Genomic DNA, 16,713 nt, shown 5'->3' with positions numbered 1-16,713 from the left:
GTCGCGGGCCGTCATCGGACCTGGTCAGGGGGTCGGGGGCCCGGTGAGCCACAATCATTGGCCACCGTTCTTCACTGTGTCAACGGTCACCTGTGCCCCGATTGCTGCCCGTTTGGGCAGGCCGGGCGGCAACTCGGGCACCCAGACGTGCCCTTCGGGCGTGAGTGCGGTGGTCCGGGCCCCGGCCGGGCACGCCGACGACCCGGCCGGGGCGGGGGATGAGGATCGTCAGTTCTTGGCGAGATCCAGGATGCGGATGTTGTCGTGCCGGACGATCCGCGTCGGGACGTCGCCGTCCGCGAGGCTCTGCCCGGGACGGTAGAGGCCCCACTTGATGTACCCGAACGTCGTCGGGTTCTTCGGGTGGAAGGTCTGGACGTCCTGATACGTCTTGCGCGGGGTGAAGCAGGATTCGCCGGGCATCCGGGTGGAGATCTTGTAGTAGCCGGTTCTGTCGTCCGCCCACCGCACGTCCACCCGGAACGTCATCCACGTGCCGAGGTGTTCGCGGAAGTCGTCGACCACGGTGGCCTGCAGATCGAGCGTGGGCGAGCGGAAGGCGATGCTGTTGCGCTTCGTCATCAGGTAGAAGGACGGCAGGTTGCCGCCCGCGTGCTTCCCCTGGAAGACGATGTCGCCGTGTGAGGAGTCCCCCGGCTCCCACTTCTTCCAGTCCTTGAGGAGGAGGCTGAACTCGTACCGGCGCTCGTCGCCGACGCGCAGCTGCCCCTCAGGGATCTTGTTCGTGGCGCTCTCGCTGCGGGGCGCTCCGTCGGAGACGTAGTCGGGGTCGCCGAGCGTCACCTTGTGCTCGACGGCGTGGTCGTCGCCCGACGGGACGACGGAGGACGCGTCCGGGGCCGCGGCGTGCGTCGTGGTCAGGTCGGGCAGGCCCGAGTTCGGGCTGCCGTCCCGGTAGTCGACGTTCAGCAGCGGCGCGGCGCGCCGGGACGCGCACGCGGTGGACCGGGCCGTGTCGTCCTGGCTCGCCTCCGCGGTGACCAGGCACACCACCGTCAGCGTTCCCGCGAGCACCGCCGCCGCGGCGGTCCTCGTCCTGGCCTTCCTGATTCCCCTGGTCATGAGTGCCTCTCCGGCCTGTCGTCGATCTGGACAAGGTGGTGGCCGCGCATCGTGTACAGCCGTCCGCGGGCATCCGCGTCGATGTGGGGGCCGCTGTACCAGGAGCCGTTGATCTCCGGTACGACGGTGCTGACGGCGAAGGTCTTCGGATGGAACCGGAACAGGGTGGTGTCCGAGACGCCGTAGACCCTTCCCCTGCTGGTGACCATGGCCGCGAACCCCGGACAGAGGCCGCGCAGATCGGCGGTGTGCACCACGCGGCGGATCTGCAGGTCGACGACGAAGAAGCCGCCCTTGCGGGTGAGGCCGTACAGCTGGCGGTCGCGCACGGCCAGGGCGGCGACGCCCGTGGGCAGGGGGAGGTCGATGCGCCACAGCTCACGCCCGGCCACCGGGTCGAGGGCGACGAGCGTGCCGGGCGGCCCCTGAGCGGTGGGGTTGTCACCGCCGAGGTAGGCGACGCCGTCCTGCGTGGCGACCGCGCGCACCATCTGGTTCTCGTCGATCGGGTTGACGCGGGCCGACTTCTTCCCGGTCCTCGGCGCGTACGTCCACAGGGAGCCGCCGCCCTCGGTGTCGGACTGCACCCCGACCAGGAAGAGCCGGTTGACCTTGTCGTAGCAGAGGTCGAGGGGACGGTTCTGCTCGGTGGGGAACGCCGCGAGCCGGTGCGGCTGTCCGCCCTTTCCGGGGTCGTACGTCCACATGCCCTGCGCGCTGTACTGGCCCGTATAGAGCACCCCGTTCAGGAGTTCGACGTCCTTCGCCTCGCCGGGCGCCCGCAGGTTGACCACCTTGCCGCCCCGCAGGTCGTGGCGCGCGATGACGTTGTTTCCGCCGACGAACACGTAGCGGTCGTCGGCGGCCAGACCCATGGTGGTCTGGGGGCTGACGGGCGCTCCCGCCCGGCCGAGGTCGGTGACCGCACTGGTGTGGTCGGCCAGGTCCATCTCGACGACCAGGCCGTAGCCCGAGACGACGGTGAGGGTGCCGTCGGCGTGGTCCAGGCCCCAGACCTCGCCGAGGTCGGGCCCGTCGAACGCGACCGGTTCGACGGCCCCGGTGTCCGTGGCGTACGACTGCAGCCCGGAGTCGGTGGCGAAGTAGATCTTCTTGCCGTCCGAGGTCGGCCGCTTGACCACGGACGCGGAGGTGCGCGTCACCGTGTACGAGGAGGGATCGGCCGGGTCCAGCACCGCCAGCTTGGCCGGCTCGGTCGAACCGGAGGTGCTGACGACCAGGCGGTCCCCGAGGACGGCGACGTCGCGCACGCTGGGATCCTTCTCCAGTTCGGGCGGGGTGACGTCGGTGAACGTCCCCGCCGCCCGGTCGTAGGCGAACAGCGACGCCTTGCTCGCGTCACCCCCGCCGGAGAGGGTGCTGCCCGCGCCGAAGAAGACGGTCGTGTCGGTGGCGGCCACCGCCCGGGCCAGGGTGGCCTTCGGATCGGGGACGCCGAGCCTGGTCACGGCACCCGCGCCCGGCTCGTACGCCCACAGCGCGGGCGCCTTCCCCGGGATGCCGCCCACCGCGAACACCGTGCCGTCGGGGGCGACGGCGAGCGCGCGGATGTCACGGTCCTCGGTCCGGCCGACGCCGACGGCCGGCTTGTCCGGACGGGCCAGGTCCCAGCGGAAGAGATTCGGCCTGCCCTCGTCTGACTTGGTGAGGACGCCGGCGTACAGGTACCTGCCGGTGGGATCGGCCGCGAGGGCCTGGACGGAGTGACCGGAGCCGAGGTCGGTCCGGCACACCACCTTGCGGGTCGGCAGGTGGAACCCGATCAGCCTGGTCGGGGTGAGGTTGCGCGAGCCGATGTAGACGGTGTCGCCGACCAGGAGTCCGCTCATGAGCGCGAACTGCTCGATGGCGGGGCCCAGGTCGGTGATGCGGGTGCGGGGCGCGGCAGGGGCGGCCGGCGCCGTCGTGGCGAGCAGCGGGGCCGTGGCCGCCGCCAGTCCGACGGCGCCGGCCGCCTGGAGCAGTCGACGTCTGCCGACCGGTGAGGCGTGGTGCATGCGAACTCCTCGTTCGTCGTTGGGGAACACGAGAGGTGGGGGGTACGAGGTGAGGGGAAGTGGAGGGAAGTGGGGGGAAGTGGGGAACAGCGGATCCGGCGGTTCGGTCAGGCCGAGGTCGCCAGGGTCGCGTGGTGCACGGCGTGGGCGAACGGCAGGCCCGAGCAGTAGCGCTCGACCTCGTCGACCGCGCTGTGGGTGATCCGGCGGAGTTCACCGCCGAGCGAGCCCGCGATGTGGGGGGTGAGAAGGACGTTCGGCAGGGAGTAGAGAGGTGAGGTCGTCGGGAGTACCTCCGGTTCGGTGACGTCGATGACCGCGTGGATCCGGCCGGTCGTGGCAGCCGCGGTGAGGGCTTCGGTGTCGACGAGGGAGCCTCGTGCGGTGTTGACGAGCGTGGCGCCCTCCCGCATCAGCGCGAGCCTGCGCGCGTCCAGCAGATGGCGGGTCTCGGGCAGCGCCGGCGCGTGCAGCGAGACGACGTCCGAGCCGGCGACCAGCTCGTCGAGGTCCACGTGCCGGGCACCCAGCGCGGCGGCCTGCGCCGCGTCGACGTAGGGGTCGGCGAGCAGCAGGTCGAGGTCGTGGGGCCGCAGCAGTTCGAGCACCTTGCGGCCGACGAGCGAGGCCCCGACCACGCCGACGGTCCTGCGGTAGTTGCCGAATCCGGGGAAGAGCCGGGACCAGTCGAGCGGGGCCCGGTGCTCGCGGTAGAGCCCTCCGATGTCCAGCACCCGCTTGTTGGCGAAGAGAACCGCCGCGACGGTGTACTCGGCGACGGGCACGGCGTTGGCCGCGGCGGCGGAGGACACGGCCAGTCCCCGCTCCCAGCAGGCCTGGGTGACATGGTGCTTGACGCTGCCCGCGGCGTGGACGACCGCCTTGAGGGCGGGGGCCCGTGCCAGTACGTCGGCATCGATGACCGGGCATCCCCAGGAAGTGATCAGGAGCTCCACGTCCTCCAGGGCCGGTTCGGCCGTGAAGTCCTCGGTCACGTGGTCGGGGTCGAGGTCGACGTACGCCGTCAGGCGCCGGGTCGCGGCGGGCGGGAACAGCGCGTCCCGGTGACGCCGGCCCATGGCGAACAGGGCACGCGGTCGGGTGGGAGTGGTCGGGCGCATGGGGGAATTCCTCACGTTCGCGGCCTACTTGACGGCACCGGCGGTCATGCCGGACTTCCAGAACCGCTGCAACATCAGGAAGACGGCGATCAGCGGGGCCACGGAGACCAGCGAGCCGACGACGGCCAGCAGGTAGTCCTCGGGGTGGCCTTGGGAGAGCGCGGACGAATACCAGACGTACAGGCCGAGGTTGACCGGATAGAGGTCCTGGTCGGAGAGCATCACCAGGGGCAGGAAGAAGCTGTTCCAGATCTGCGTGAACTGGAAGAGGAAGATGGTCACGAAGCCGGGCGCCAGCATCGGGAAGGCGATGCGGCAGAAGGCGCGGAACTCTCCGGCCCCGTCCATGCGCGCCGCTTCCAGGACCTCGTCGGGCACGTAGGACGCGCTGAAGACACGCGCCAGGTACACGCCGAACGGGAAGACCAGGCCCGGGAAGAACACGCCCCAGAAGGTGTTGACCATGCCGACCTTCGCGGCGAGCAGGTACAGCGGGATCGCCAGCGCCGTGGCGGGCACCATCACGCCCAGCAGGACGAGCGAGAACAGCCGCTCCTTGCCGGGGAAGGCGAGCTTGTCGAACGCGTAGCCGGCCGCGACGCTGAACACGGCCGCCAGCAGGGCCCCGACGCCCGCATACAGCACGGTGTTGATCACCCAGCGCACGTACACGCCGTCGTCGGCGGTGAACAGGTGCCGCAGGTTCTGCCCGAGGTGCATCTCGCCACCGAGCGTGAAGCCGTTCGTGCCGAACAGGTCCTCGCGGCTCTTGGTGGAGGAGAGCAGCAGCCAGGTCAGGGGCAGCAGGGTGTAGAGGGTGGCGAGGGCCAGCAGCGCGGTGACCCCGGTCTTGGAGAGCAGCACCGACGGCGACTTGGCGGGGCGGCGCCGGCCGCGGGGGCGTCGGACGGCATCGGGCCGGGACGTCCGCGGGGGAGCGGGGGCCTGGACTGGAGTTCGGGTGGGCGTGGTCACGGCTTGCTCCCGCGGCGTGAGATACGGGTGACGGCGAAGGACAGGACGGCGGCGAACAGGGCGATGAGCAGCGAGGCCGCGGCGGCCAGGCCGAAGTCGTTGTTCTGGAAGGCCGCCGTCTGGACGTACATGTTCGGCGTCCAACTGCTGCCGATCGCGCTGGAGGCGTTGTAGATGACCTTCGGCTCGGTGAAGAGCTGGATCGATCCGATGACGGTGAACAGGACGGCGAGCGCCACCGCCGGGCGGATCATCGGCACCTTGATGGACAGCGCGGTCCGCAGGGCGCCCGCGCCGTCGACCTTCGCCGCGTCGAGCGTCTCGCGGGGAATCGCCTGCAGGGCGGCGTAGAAGATGACCATGTTGTAGCCGGTCCACTCCCACACGGCGATGTTGGCGGCCGAGAAGACGGCGGTGTCTGCCGAGAGGAAGCTGATGTCGAGCCCGCCGGAACGCAGCAGGTCGACCACGGGGCTCAGGCCCGGGGTGTAGAGGTACACCCAGATCAGCGCCGCGATCAGGCCCGGTACCGCGTGCGGCAGGAACAGCGCGAGCTGGAAGAAGGAGCGGGCCTTGGCCAGACCGGTGTCGAGCAGCAGCGCGAGGGCCAGTGCGGCGCCGATCATGACGGGGATGTAGAGGGCGCAGTACGTGGCGACGACGACGAATCCGTCGCGGAACTCCGGGTCGCTCAGCGCGCGCAGGTAGTTGTCCCACCCGGTGAAGACGTTCCGTGCGCCACCGAATCCGAGGCCGGAGGTGCGGGTGGTGAAGAGGCTGAGCCATGCGGCGTACAGCAGGGGTGCGAGGGTCACGGCCGCGAAGAGGCCGAAGAACGGTGACAGGAGCAGCGCGGCGGTGCGGCGCTGTCCGCGGGTGGAGGAGGTTGCCATGGCGGCCTTCCGGGGTGATGCGGGGAGGTGCCGGGGGCCTCGCACGTGAGGTGCGGGCGGGACCCCGGCCACGCGGGCTCGCGGGCGGCTAGGGAGCGGTGACCTTCATGCCGCGTTGCCTCATGTGCGTGACGGTGGTCCGTTCCGCCTGGGTGAGGACGGCGGGCAGGGACGCCTTGCCGTCGGCGACCTCGGGGAGTTCGTCCACGAGCGCGGTGTTGGTCGTGCCCATGGCCGGGCCCCAGGTCCAGTCGTGCCGAATCGCCTTGTAGGAGGCCGCACTCACCGCGTAGACGTCCTGGCCGCCGTAGTAGTCCGTGCCGAACGCCGCCTTGGTGACGGGGACCAGCGACGGGTCGGCGGGAAACAGGCTGCTGGTGCCGGAGGACACCCAGGCCTTCATGCCCTGGGGATCAGTGGTGATCCACTTGATGAACTCGGCGGCCGCGCCGCTGTTGTCGGATCCCTTGGGGATCACGAAGGACGATCCGCCGTACATGGCCGAGGCCGGTTCGCCGTCCCAGGTGGGCACGGGGGCGACGGCCCACTTGCCCTTCTGGTCGGGGACGGTCGCCTGCTGCGCTCCGGCGCACCAGCTGGCACAGACGTAGGCGACGGTCCCGCCCTTCTGCACGCTCGTCCAGAACGGGTCGAGCGAACTCAGCGAGCGGACGAGGTCCTTGCGTGCGAGATCGCCCCAGTAGCGGGCGACCTTCTTCGACGGCCCGTCGTCGAGGGTGGCCTTCCAGGCGTCCTTCCCGGTGGCGAACCACTGGCCGCCGGCCTGCCAGGCGAAGGCGGACAGCAGGCCGGGGTTGTCGGTGTAGAGCACTCCGCCGCGGGCGTCCGGGTCGGCCTTCTTCACCTTCTCGGCCATGTTCCGGTAGGCGTCCCACGTCGTGGGTACGTCGATCTTGTGCCGGGCGAAGAAGTCCTTCCGGTACATCAGCGTCAAGGGAGCCGCGTCACGCGGAACGCCCCAGGTCCGGCCGCCGAGTTCGACCAGTTGCCGTGCGGCGCCGGGGAACCGGTCCTTCACCAGGGGGCCGAGCGTGTCGCTCAGGTCCTCGATCTTGCCCTGGGTCGCGAACTCCGGGAGGTTCGGGTATTCGACGACCGCGACATCCGGAGCCGTGCCGGCCTTCACGGCGTTGGTGAGCTTCGAGTAGTACTCCTGGTTCGACGGAACCGATTCGAAGGTCACCTCGATGTCCGGGTGGCTGCGGTTGAAGGCCGCGGCCACCTCGTCGGACCCCTTGACGAAGGACCAGAAGGTCACCTTTCCGGTCTTCTTGGCGGTCGAGGAGGCGTCCTGGCCGGACCCTCCGCATCCGGTGGCGAGCAGGGCGAGGGCTGTGACAGAGCCGGCCAGGGCGGCCGCGGTCTTGCGAAGCATGTTGGGCACCGATCGTTCGCTGTGGCGTCGAACGGAATCATTCGGCAGCACCCTGGCTTCGTCAATACATTTGGCTTCGCATGATGTGAAACGAAAGAAAGTGAAAGCAGTCAGGGGGTGCGGCTGGAGGCCCGCACCCGCAGTTCCGGGCGCAGCAGCACCTCGGCGAGCGGCGGAGCCGGGTCGTCGAGCCTGCGCATCATCAGGTCGACCGCCCACATGCCCACCGCCCGCTTGGGCGGGGCCACCGCCGTGAGCGGCACGTCGCTGAGTTCGGCGACCTCGTCGTCGTACGTGACGACGGCCAGGTCCTGCGGTACGCGCAGGCCGCGGGCGCGCAGGACGCCGACCAGGGCCACGGCGTCGAGATCGTTGTGGACCAGGGCCGCCCGGACCTCGCCGGCCTCGACCGCGGCCACGAGCTCCCCGAACTGGGCGTCGGACGCGGCGCCCTGGCCGTCCGAGCCGATGCGGTACTCCGGAGGGGCCGTCAGTCCGAGAGCCCGGCAGGCCGCCGCGTACCCCTCGCGGATCAGAGGGGTGTTGGGGCTCTCGGCCCGCGCCACGAGGGCGATGCGCTCGTGGCCGAGTCCGGCGAGGTGCCGGACCGCGAGGCCCGCGCCGTACGCGTGGTCGGACGCGACCTGTTCGAGGCGGCCCGCCTGCGCGCCGGTCCGACGGTCCACCAGGACGACGGGCAGGTCGAGGCTGCTGAGCCACTCGTCGGCCCGCTCCGCGGGCTCCAGTCCCGCGCGCGGCATCAGGAGCAGGCCGTCGGCCCCCGAGGCGACCAGCCGGCGTACCTGCTCCTGGTTGTCCTCCAGGGTCTCGCCGGAGACCGCGAGGACGACCCGGACGCCGTGCGTGCGCGCCGCGTCCTGCACCCCCCGGATGATCTCCGGGTAGTAGTAGGCCCCCGGCGGCACGACCAGCCCGAGCACATGGTCCCGGCCCGTCGTCGGCCGGGCGGGGGAAGGCGCGGTGACGTCGGCCTGCCGGGCCGCGGCCGGGGACATCACGCCGCCGTGCACCCGGACGACGAGCCCCCGGCTCGCCAGATCCCGCACGTCCTGGCGCAGGGTGACGGCGGAGACCCCCAACTCGGCGGCCATCTCCTTCACCTTGACCGCCCCCCTGCGCTCCACCAGGCGCAGGAGCGCCTCCCGCCGCTCTTCGGTCAGCACCGGCACAACCCCTCTCGTCGCGAGTGGCATCGTTTGCTTTCACTCGACAATCGAAAGGTACCAAGGCGGCTAGTCCCCGAGGTATCGCGTGGCCATCTCGGCGGCGCGGTGGTGCAGGGCGGCGCGCAGGGACCGCGGGGTGAGGGCCTCCGCGTCCGTGCCGAGCTGCCACAGCGCCCATTCGGCATGCCGGAAGTCCTGGAAGGTCACTTCGAGGCGCAGCCGGCCGTCCTCTTCGGGTTCCTCCGCGCGGATGGCCAGCGCGGTGTCCAGCAGTTCCTCCCGCCGTGCCGGGGCCACCCGGAGCAGCACGCTGACGTGGTCGCCGCCGGAGAGGAACCGTGCGGAGCGCTCCTGCCAGATCCGGTCCAGATCGACCCTGCTCGGCCGCTGCGCGGGCTCCGGGAGCTCCTCGGCGGCCAGCACGCGCGACAGCCGGTAGGTGCGGTCCTCACCGGCTCGCGTGGCCAGCAGGTAGCCCCGGTCCCGGATGGTGACCAGGCCGATCGGGTCGACCGTGCGCCACCGGGGCGCCTGGCCCGTGGCCGCGTAGTGGAGGCGCAGCTTGTGCCCGGCGAGCACCGCGCGCCGCACCTCGGCCATCGCGGAGTCCGGCACCTCGTCGGTGACCAGGCGGCGGGAGAGCAGGTCGCTCTCCGGGTCCACCAGAAAGCGCTGGGCCGCGTCGCTCGCGGTGTCCCGGTGGCCGTCGGGCAGCGCGTCGACCACTTTCCGCATCGCCGAGGCGAGCGCCGAGCCGAGGCCGAACACCTGCTCGCCGCGCGCCGATCCGGCGGCCAGCAGGGCGAGTGCCTCGTCGTGGTTGAGACCCGTGAGTTCGGTCCGGAAACCGGGCAGCAGCGCGAAGCCGCCGTGTCTGCCGCGTTCCGCGTAGACCGGGACGCCGGCCGCGGACAGCGCCTCGATGTCGCGCAGCCCGGTGCGGGTGGACACCTCCAGCTCGCGCGCCAGCGTGTCCGCGGTCAGCCGACCGCGCTGACGCAGCAACAGCACCAGGGAGACCAGCCGGTCGGCGCGCATGCGCGGACTTTATCGAATACATGACTGAGGGTGTCGTGATTCGTTGGAAGGCTCCTTCGCACGACGTCACGCGTCGGCTGCGGAGACTTCGCCGCCGCACGTGCGTACCCCGATGAACCGAAGGAACAGGGAGCTGATGTGGCAGTGGAAAGAACGGCGGTCAACCCGGTGACGTGGTCGTTGGAGATGGGGTTCAACCAGGGAGAGCTCGTCTCCGGGCACACGCGCACCCTGTACGTCTCGGGGCAGACCGCGATGGACGGCGACGGCAAGCCCCGGCACGACGGTGACATGGCGGCGCAGTTGGCGCTGAGCATCGACAACGTGGAGGCGGTGCTCGGCGAGGCCGGCATGTCGCTGGCGCACCTCGTCCGGCTCAACGTGTACACGACCGACGCCGATGTGCTCTTCCGGCACTACGGCGTGCTGGCCGGGCGGCTCGGCGCCGCCGGGGTGGCTCCGGCGACCACGATGCTGGAGGTGACGCGGCTGGCGATCCCCGGCCAGCTGGTCGAACTCGAAGGGACCGCTGTGGCGTGAGGCGGCGAAGGGGCCGTCGCCGCGTGGGGTGACGACGGCTTTGCCGTGGCCTGAGGTGACCCGGCCGTCCTGCTGCGCGTACCGGTTCGACCGGCGCGTGCGGCGGACGCCGGGCCCCTCTGTGCTCGGACATATGATCACCGCCATGGCGACGAGACTCGTGCAGATTCATGTGAAGGCGGCCGACGACACCGTGGTCGGCCGGTTCTGGGCACAGGCGCTCGGGTGGGGCATGTCCAGCGAGGGGCCCGGGGTGACCAACCTCGAGCCGGAGGGCTTCGACTATCCCGACCCGGTCGCCGTCTGCATCGACGTCGTCGCCGACCCGAACCCCAAGACGGTCAAGAACCGCGTGCACGTCGACCTCGCCACCACCTCCGCGGCGCACCAGGCGGAGTTGACCGCGCGCCTCCAGGAACTGGGCGCGACGCCCGTCGGCATCGGCCAGGGCGATGTGCCGTGGACGGTCCTCGCCGACCCGGACGGCAACGAGTTCTGTGTGCTGGAGCCGCGGGAGATCTACCGCGACACCGGCCCGATGGCCGCCGTGGTGGTCGACTGCCTGGACCCGCGGGCGATGGCCCGGTTCTGGGGCGAGGCGATGGACTGGACCGTGCGCGAGGTGGGCGACGACCAGGCGAGGCTGCGCTCCGCCCAGGGCGTCGGGCCGTATCTGGAGTTCCTCCGCACCCCCGACGCGAAGACCGTGCGCAACCGCGTCCATCTCGACCTGCGGCCGTACCCCGGTGACGACCAGGAGGCGGAGGTGGCCCGGCTGCGGGCGCTCGGCGCGACGTCCGCCGACGTCGGTCAGGGCGATGTGCCGTGGACGGTCCTCGCCGACCCGGAGGGCAACGAATTCTGCGTCCTTACCCCGAGCTGACCTCCCGTGCGGGGCTCCGACGTGGCGATCCGGCCATGGCTCGCCGGCGCTCGTTGACCGTTCCACGGCCGCGTGTGACCGTCAACGCGCCGATACGGCAGAGGAGTTCACACAGTCAGGGGAGGAGCAGGGATGACGGTACGTTCGTTCAGACTCTCGGCGGTGGCGTTGCTCGCCGCGGGGGTGATGACCGTGGGCGGCGCCGTGGGGACGGCGCAGGCGACGGAGCCCGCGGCCGCTCGCTCGGCCGCCACCGCGGTGACGATCCAGAGCGATCCGACGCCGGAGGAGCAGGAGCGGCTCCGCGAGATCGCGGGATCGATCTGGACCCCGCAGCTGGCGGCGGGCTGGAACATGAACGCCGATGTGGCGGACGTCTTGTCGGAGGTGACCGGGGGCATCCTGAAGTGCTCCGAGGCCTTCGCCCTGGTTCCCAGGCCGCCGGCGTTCATGCCGGGTCTGAGCTATCTGCGCCAGTACTGGAAGCAGATCAGGGACTACTTCCTGGTCGTCAAGGAGAACCGCACGTACAAGGCCTGTGTGGTGTCCGCGGCGGCCCACTACCGCTCGATCATCGAGATGGCCTCGGCGGGCATCTAGCGGGTGTGCGGCCGGCGTCCGATGGACGCCGGGGGATCGTGGGTGGGTGCGGGCGGCCCTTGGCGCCCGCACCCACCCACGCACGCGTTCAGCGCACGGTCACGGTGAACACGGGCGAGGCCGTCGTCCCCTGGACGATGCGCAGTTCGTTCTTGCCCTTCAGGCCGAGCTTGACGCCCAGCGAGTAGCTGCCGTTGCGGGCGATGGGGGTGGAGGCGGGCAGGGCCACCCAGTGGCCGCGCTGCTTCTGCTGCAGCGTCACCTTGCTGCCCGCCTTCAGGCCGGTCGTGGTGCCGGTGACACGGAACAGCTGCCACGCCTTGACGGAGTTCACGGACGGCTTCGCGGTGATCTTGGCGGCCGCGGCGACGGCCTTCTGCGGACCGGCGGCCGAGACGGAAACCGGGTGCGGGGCCGGTGTCGCGGCCGTGGCGGCGGTGCCCGCCAGGGCGACGGAGGCGGCGCTGATGACGCCGACAGCGGCGATGCGCAGGGAGTGCCGCTTGGTGACGATCATGAAGGTGCCTTTCGGTGAGGACATGAGGGATTCACGCGGAAGGTGCGCTATTTCCCATTGGGGTCAATCACGTCTGAAAAGACAGTCGTCTACCGCTATGCGTTGCCCTGCGAATGTCACCGTCTTGCAACAGCCGCTTCCCCATGTCACCGCTGCCCCGCACGAGTTGCCGCCCCCGGACGATCCAGGCCACCACCCCTTCGGGGACAGTGGGTGCCGCCCACTTGGCGCGCTCGGCCCGAGATGCGGATACGGTGCTGACGTGATGATCGAGAGGGAGGGGCCCATGGCTGGAACCGTGCTGCTCATCGCGGCGGCCCCGGTGGGCAAGGGGCGCCTGGTGGACGCGGCCTCCGTGCTTCCCGTTCTGGCGGCCGTGTCGCCGGAGACGCTCGCGGGGACTCCGACCGCGACCATCGTGGAACTCGCGGACCCGCTGGACCCGCAGACCGTGCTGACCCGCCTGCGGGCCGCGGCCATGGCGCCGGGCCCGCTGACCGTCTGCCTGATCGGACAGGTCCATCTCGACCGCCGCCAGCGGCAGTTGCACGTGGCGCTCGCCCGGACCACCACGGCGACGGTGCGCTACACCGGCTTCCCCTGGCACTGGATCACGCAGGAGCTGCGGCTGCGCCCCGCGGGCGCCACCACGGTCCTCGTCGACCTGCACACCGACCCGGAGAGCTGGCAGCACCTCGCCGAGCACCCCCTGGACGCGGGACCCGGCGTCGAGCTGTACGGCCGGATCGCCCCGCCCGCCAAACGCCGCACGCCGGCCGCCCCCGCGTACATGAAGGCGCTCGCGACCATACTGCGCAGCGGCCACCGGCCTCCGCTCTCCCACCTCCACCAGCAGGCCGCCGCCCACGCGTTGGGCGACGACGCGCAGGACCTGCTGCTCGCGCCGCGCTCCGGCCCGACGCCCGTGGCCCCCGTCCCGCACCAGCCGCAGCCGCCCGTCCCCGAGACGGATCCGCACGCCGCGATCACCGCGGCCGTCGAGGCCGGCCGGCACGGCGAGGCCGCCTCCCTCGCGGCGTCCTGGGAACAGAACGCGCTGCGCACGTACGGGCCGGGCTCGAAGGAGGCCATCCACTGGATGGAAGTACGGGCCGACCTGGCGAAGTTCGCGGGTGACGCGGCACGCAGCTGCGAGACCTGGCTGGCCGTCGCCACCGCCCGCCTCACCGCAGGCCAGGCCCCCGACTCACCGGACGTGGAGGCCGCCGTGGACCGCGCCCACCACCTGTGGGACCGCGTGCGCGACCCCGAGGCCGTGCGCGCGCTGGGCCCCGGTCTGATCGCGCTGCGGCGCCGGGTGCCCGGCCGCCGGCGCGGCACGCTGCTGCTCGCTCAACGACGCCTGGAGCAGTTCCACAGCCAGCACGTCGGCTGACCGCGCCCCGGGCCCGGCGCAGCGCGCCGGGCGCCCCGCGTCAGCGGCCGTCCGTCACTGCGCCGTCCCGAACGCCTGGGTCCACCACGGCCCCCCGGAGCCGTTGTGGATGCCCACGCCCAGCTCCTTGAAGTCGCAGTTGAGGATGTTGGCGCGGTGGCCGGAGCTGTTCATCCACGAGTCCATCACCGCGGCCGGCGTCTGCTGTCCGCGGGCGATGTTCTCGCCGTACGTGCTCCAGCGGTAGCCCGCGGCGGTGATGCGGTCGCCGGGGTCCGTGCCGTCCGGGCTGGTGTGGTCGAAGTAGTTGCGCGCGGCCATGTCGTCGGAGTGCTTGGTGGCCGCCGTCGCGAGCTTGCTGTTGGAGGTGACGGGGCCGCAACCCGCCTTGGACCGCTCGGCGTTGACGAGGGCGACGACCTGCTCGGCGGCCCCGCTCGGCTTGGCAGGGGTGGGGTCGGGCCTCTGCGGCGTCGGCTTGGGCTTCGGCTTCGGACGGCTCCTGGACGGCGTCGGGGAGGGCTTGGGCTTCTTCTTCGTCTTGCTCGGCGTGGGCTTGGGCTTCGGCTTCTCCTTCGACTTCGACGGAGAGGGGGAAGCGCTCTTCGGCGCCTCGGAGCGCGTGGGGGAGGCCGGGGCGGCGGCCGTGGACGGGGAACTCTCGTCCTCCTCCGGCCCGGTGAGCAGGTGCACCGCCGCGCCACCCGCGACCAGGGCGACGACCGCGGCGGCCGCTCCCGCCGTACGGCGCTGACGGCGGGCGCGCTCCTTGCGGGCCAGCGCCCGTGCGGAGAGCGGCGCCCCGCCGCCGTGCGCGGCGGAGGCCGAGCCGACGCTGACGAGGTCGGGCGCCGCGTTCGTGACCAGGGCCGTCAGGGCGGCCCCCGCGGGCACGAGACCGAGCCCCACGAGCAGCCCCTCGGCGGGCACCAGGTTCGACCAGTGGCTCGCGCAGACCGAGCAGTCACGGGCGTGACGGGCCAGGCGCTTGCGCCACAGCGCCGAGGGCATGCCGTCCCAGCCCGCGGTGATCTGCTGCAGGCCCGCGCACGGCGGGCTCGCCGCCAGGGCGCGCACGACGACGCGCGCCGTCTCCAGCTGGGCCTTCATCCGCTGCACCCGCACCGCGGCGTGCTGCGGGGACAGCTCCATCGCGTCGGCGACCTCCGCGCGCGTCAGCTCACCCGCGGATTCCAGCCACCACAGCGACAGCAGCGCCCGGTCGTCCTCGTCCAGCCACCGCGTGGCCTCCGCGGTCTCCCTGCGCTGCCCGGAGAGCCCGAGCCGGGTGATGGTCAGGTCCACGAAGTCCGCGCCGGGGTCCACCACGTCGTACGCGTCGACCAGACCGCCCCCGGCGGGTATCGCGCCGGTGGCGCGCTCCCGCCAGTGCCCGCGTATCTGGTTCATCGTGATGGCCACCAGCCAGCTGCGGAAGTGCTCCGGGCCGCGCAGCCCGTCCAGACCGCCGAGGACGCGGAGCATGGTCTCCTGCACCACGTCGTCGACGTCCGCATGGCCGTTCAGGGCCCGCCCGACGATGTTGTAGACCAGCGGCAGGTACTCCGCCACGAGCGCGTCCTGCGCCTGCTGGTTGCCGTCCTGCGCTGCCCTGATCATCGCGACTTGGCGTTCGCTGCTCACGCTGTGTCCACTTCCTCTGTGGGGGGCTGTCTCCTCCGACACAAGAGGAGACGTGCGGCCCGGGCCCGGATAACAGAAACCGGGCGGCCATCTGCCGCCGCCTCCGCGAGAGCTCCTCCCGCCGTCCGTTGCCGGTCCACTATGCCGTGCCGCCGCGCCGGGGCCTCCCGGAGGTGAGAGGGATCACGGAGCCCGCGCGGCGAGCCGTTCGCCGGCCCGCGACACGCGGCCCGGCGTCGGAAAAGAACGCGGCGGCCACCCACGCCGCGAAGATGGTCCCGGGCGTCTTCCGCCCCCGGAACAAGGAGCCACCGCACATGTCCCGTCGTCTCGTCACCGCCACCCTGACCGGCCTGCTGGCAGCCGCCGCCCTCGCCCCGGGCACCGCCTCCGCCGCGCCCGGCCCGCACGGCTCGGCCGCCAACGGCCCGCAGACCTCCACCACGGACCCCTGCGCCGCCGTCGAGGACCGGCACGAGGCCGGGCTGTGCTACTTCCGGCTGAGCGAGAACCTGGAGGAGTGCTCCCCGCAGTGGCGGCACGCCATGGCCGAGGTCGTGGCCTCGGGCGCCGTCCAGTTCTTCGTGAACCCCTTGGAGCGCTGCCGCCCCGGAGACGACTCCCGCGTTCCGTCACCTCACGGAAATCTCCCGGCAACCTCTTGACGCCACTCGTGGCCGGTTCTTACTGTCGCCGTGTACTTCTTGCCGCGGCCTGGACCGCGGTGCTTGGGCAGGCACAGACATAGACCACCTGTCGGTGGTTTCGTCGTGCCTGCTTTTTGTTGTCGTCGTGCCACCGATGGGTCTTCCCCGAAGGCGGATTCATGGCACAACGCACGAGCGTCAGAGGCGTCGCCGACGTCGTTGCGCTCATCGACGGACTCGGCGGCATAACCGGCCGGGCGCGCGTGATCTGGTTCCTGGTGTTCGGCGGGCTCTTCCTCGACGCCTACTCCAACGCCGCACTGAGCGCCGGCCTCGGGCCCATGACGACGCAGATGTCGCTCAGCAGCACCCAGATCTCGATCCTCACGGCCACGGCGCCCGCGCTCGCCATCGTCTTCAACCCCGTGGGCGGCTGGCTCGCCACCCGCATCGGCCGGGTGCCCCCGCTGCTCATCGCCAAGGTCTTCGCCGTGGCGGGCGCCCTGCTCGCCGCGTTCGCCGGTGACTTCACCACCGTGTGGCTCGGCCGGGTCATGGTGGGGGTCGCCTACGGCATCGACTTCGCGGTGGCGATGGCGCTGCTCGCCGAGTACACCCCGGCCAAGCTGGGCGGCCGGCTCAACCTCTGGCAGGCCGTCTGGTACACCGCCACCACCAGCAACCTCGTCCTCGCCCTGGTCTTCTTCCACTTCGACGTCGGCGACGACATCTGGCGCTGGTCCGTCGGCTCGGCCGCCGTGGTCGCCGGTGTCCT

The 16,713-nt window shown here is 71.5% G+C and carries 16 protein-coding genes; 6 read left to right on the top strand and 10 right to left on the bottom strand.

Features of this window, described 5'->3' with window-relative positions; all coding sequences use genetic code 11:
• Positions 1–228: 228 nt before the first annotated feature.
• The 8 genes from AOK22_RS24190 to AOK22_RS24155 form a co-directional block, all read right to left on the bottom strand.
• Positions 229–1,083, bottom strand: a complete 855-nt coding sequence (locus AOK22_RS24190; protein ID WP_055700814.1) for a heparin lyase I family protein — start codon at positions 1,081–1,083, stop codon at positions 229–231.
• A complete protein-coding gene (locus tag AOK22_RS24185) occupies positions 1,080–3,101 on the bottom strand; it encodes an outer membrane protein assembly factor BamB family protein (protein ID WP_055700813.1) in 2,022 nt (673 codons plus the stop codon). Before AOK22_RS24185 ends, AOK22_RS24190 begins: the two co-directional genes overlap by 4 nt.
• 107 nt (positions 3,102–3,208) lie before the next feature.
• On the bottom strand, positions 3,209–4,222 hold the full coding sequence (locus AOK22_RS24180) for a hydroxyacid dehydrogenase (protein WP_055700812.1): 1,014 nt from the start codon (positions 4,220–4,222) through the stop codon (positions 3,209–3,211).
• A 24-nt stretch (positions 4,223–4,246) separates the two neighbouring features.
• Positions 4,247–5,197 carry a carbohydrate ABC transporter permease gene (locus AOK22_RS24175; RefSeq protein WP_208606433.1) on the bottom strand — a complete coding sequence of 317 codons (951 nt, stop codon included), beginning with the start codon at positions 5,195–5,197 and terminating at the stop codon, positions 4,247–4,249.
• Positions 5,194–6,090 carry a carbohydrate ABC transporter permease gene (locus tag AOK22_RS24170; RefSeq protein WP_055700810.1) on the bottom strand — a complete coding sequence of 299 codons (897 nt, stop codon included), beginning with the start codon at positions 6,088–6,090 and terminating at the stop codon, positions 5,194–5,196. The genes AOK22_RS24175 and AOK22_RS24170 overlap by 4 nt, the downstream gene beginning before the upstream one ends.
• An 88-nt stretch (positions 6,091–6,178) precedes the next feature.
• Entirely contained in the window at positions 6,179–7,486 is a 1,308-nt protein-coding gene (locus AOK22_RS24165; RefSeq protein ID WP_055700809.1) for an ABC transporter substrate-binding protein, read from the bottom strand.
• Positions 7,487–7,596: 110 nt separating this feature from the next.
• Positions 7,597–8,670 carry a LacI family DNA-binding transcriptional regulator gene (locus AOK22_RS24160; protein ID WP_055700817.1) on the bottom strand — a complete coding sequence of 358 codons (1,074 nt, stop codon included), beginning with the start codon at positions 8,668–8,670 and terminating at the stop codon, positions 7,597–7,599.
• A 69-nt stretch (positions 8,671–8,739) separates the two neighbouring features.
• Positions 8,740–9,711: a helix-turn-helix transcriptional regulator gene (locus tag AOK22_RS24155; protein ID WP_055700808.1), complete on the bottom strand. Its 972-nt coding sequence runs from the start codon at positions 9,709–9,711 to the stop codon at positions 8,740–8,742.
• Positions 9,712–9,855: 144 nt separating this feature from the next.
• Between AOK22_RS24155 and AOK22_RS24150 the strand changes: the two genes are divergently transcribed.
• The 3 genes from AOK22_RS24150 (at position 9,856) to AOK22_RS24140 (ending at position 11,734) form a co-directional block, all read left to right on the top strand.
• A complete protein-coding gene (locus AOK22_RS24150; protein WP_055700807.1) occupies positions 9,856–10,251 on the top strand; it encodes a RidA family protein in 396 nt (131 codons plus the stop codon).
• A 145-nt stretch (positions 10,252–10,396) separates the two neighbouring features.
• Positions 10,397–11,134: a VOC family protein gene (locus AOK22_RS40995; protein WP_055700816.1), complete on the top strand. Its 738-nt coding sequence runs from the start codon at positions 10,397–10,399 to the stop codon at positions 11,132–11,134.
• Positions 11,135–11,266: 132 nt separating this feature from the next.
• Positions 11,267–11,734 carry a hypothetical protein gene (locus AOK22_RS24140; RefSeq protein WP_055700806.1) on the top strand — a complete coding sequence of 156 codons (468 nt, stop codon included), beginning with the start codon at positions 11,267–11,269 and terminating at the stop codon, positions 11,732–11,734.
• 88 nt (positions 11,735–11,822) lie between these two features.
• Here AOK22_RS24140 and AOK22_RS24135 read toward each other — a convergent pair whose 3' ends face one another.
• Positions 11,823–12,251: a hypothetical protein gene (locus tag AOK22_RS24135; protein ID WP_055700815.1), complete on the bottom strand. Its 429-nt coding sequence runs from the start codon at positions 12,249–12,251 to the stop codon at positions 11,823–11,825.
• 286 nt (positions 12,252–12,537) lie between these two features.
• Here AOK22_RS24135 and AOK22_RS24130 point away from each other — a divergent pair, with 286 nt between their 5' ends.
• Positions 12,538–13,647 carry a hypothetical protein gene (locus AOK22_RS24130; protein ID WP_055700805.1) on the top strand — a complete coding sequence of 370 codons (1,110 nt, stop codon included), beginning with the start codon at positions 12,538–12,540 and terminating at the stop codon, positions 13,645–13,647.
• A 54-nt stretch (positions 13,648–13,701) separates the two neighbouring features.
• Here AOK22_RS24130 and AOK22_RS24125 read toward each other — a convergent pair whose 3' ends face one another.
• Entirely contained in the window at positions 13,702–15,291 is a 1,590-nt protein-coding gene (locus AOK22_RS24125) for a sigma-70 family RNA polymerase sigma factor (RefSeq protein ID WP_107102016.1), read from the bottom strand.
• 317 nt (positions 15,292–15,608) lie between these two features.
• Between AOK22_RS24125 and AOK22_RS24120 the strand changes: the two genes are divergently transcribed.
• Complete coding sequence (locus tag AOK22_RS24120) at positions 15,609–15,956, top strand: hypothetical protein (protein WP_055700803.1); 348 nt, start codon at positions 15,609–15,611, stop codon at positions 15,954–15,956.
• Between the two features lie 161 nt (positions 15,957–16,117).
• Positions 16,118–16,713, top strand: a 596-nt coding sequence (locus AOK22_RS42945) for an MFS transporter (protein WP_244164966.1), incomplete at its 3' end; no start/stop codon positions are given.

This window comes from Streptomyces silaceus (genome assembly GCF_001419745.1).
Lineage (GTDB): Bacteria > Actinomycetota > Actinomycetes > Streptomycetales > Streptomycetaceae > Streptomyces > Streptomyces silaceus.
The sequence above is the reverse complement of the archived record's forward strand: the minus strand, read 5'-3'. Positions and strand labels throughout refer to the sequence as shown.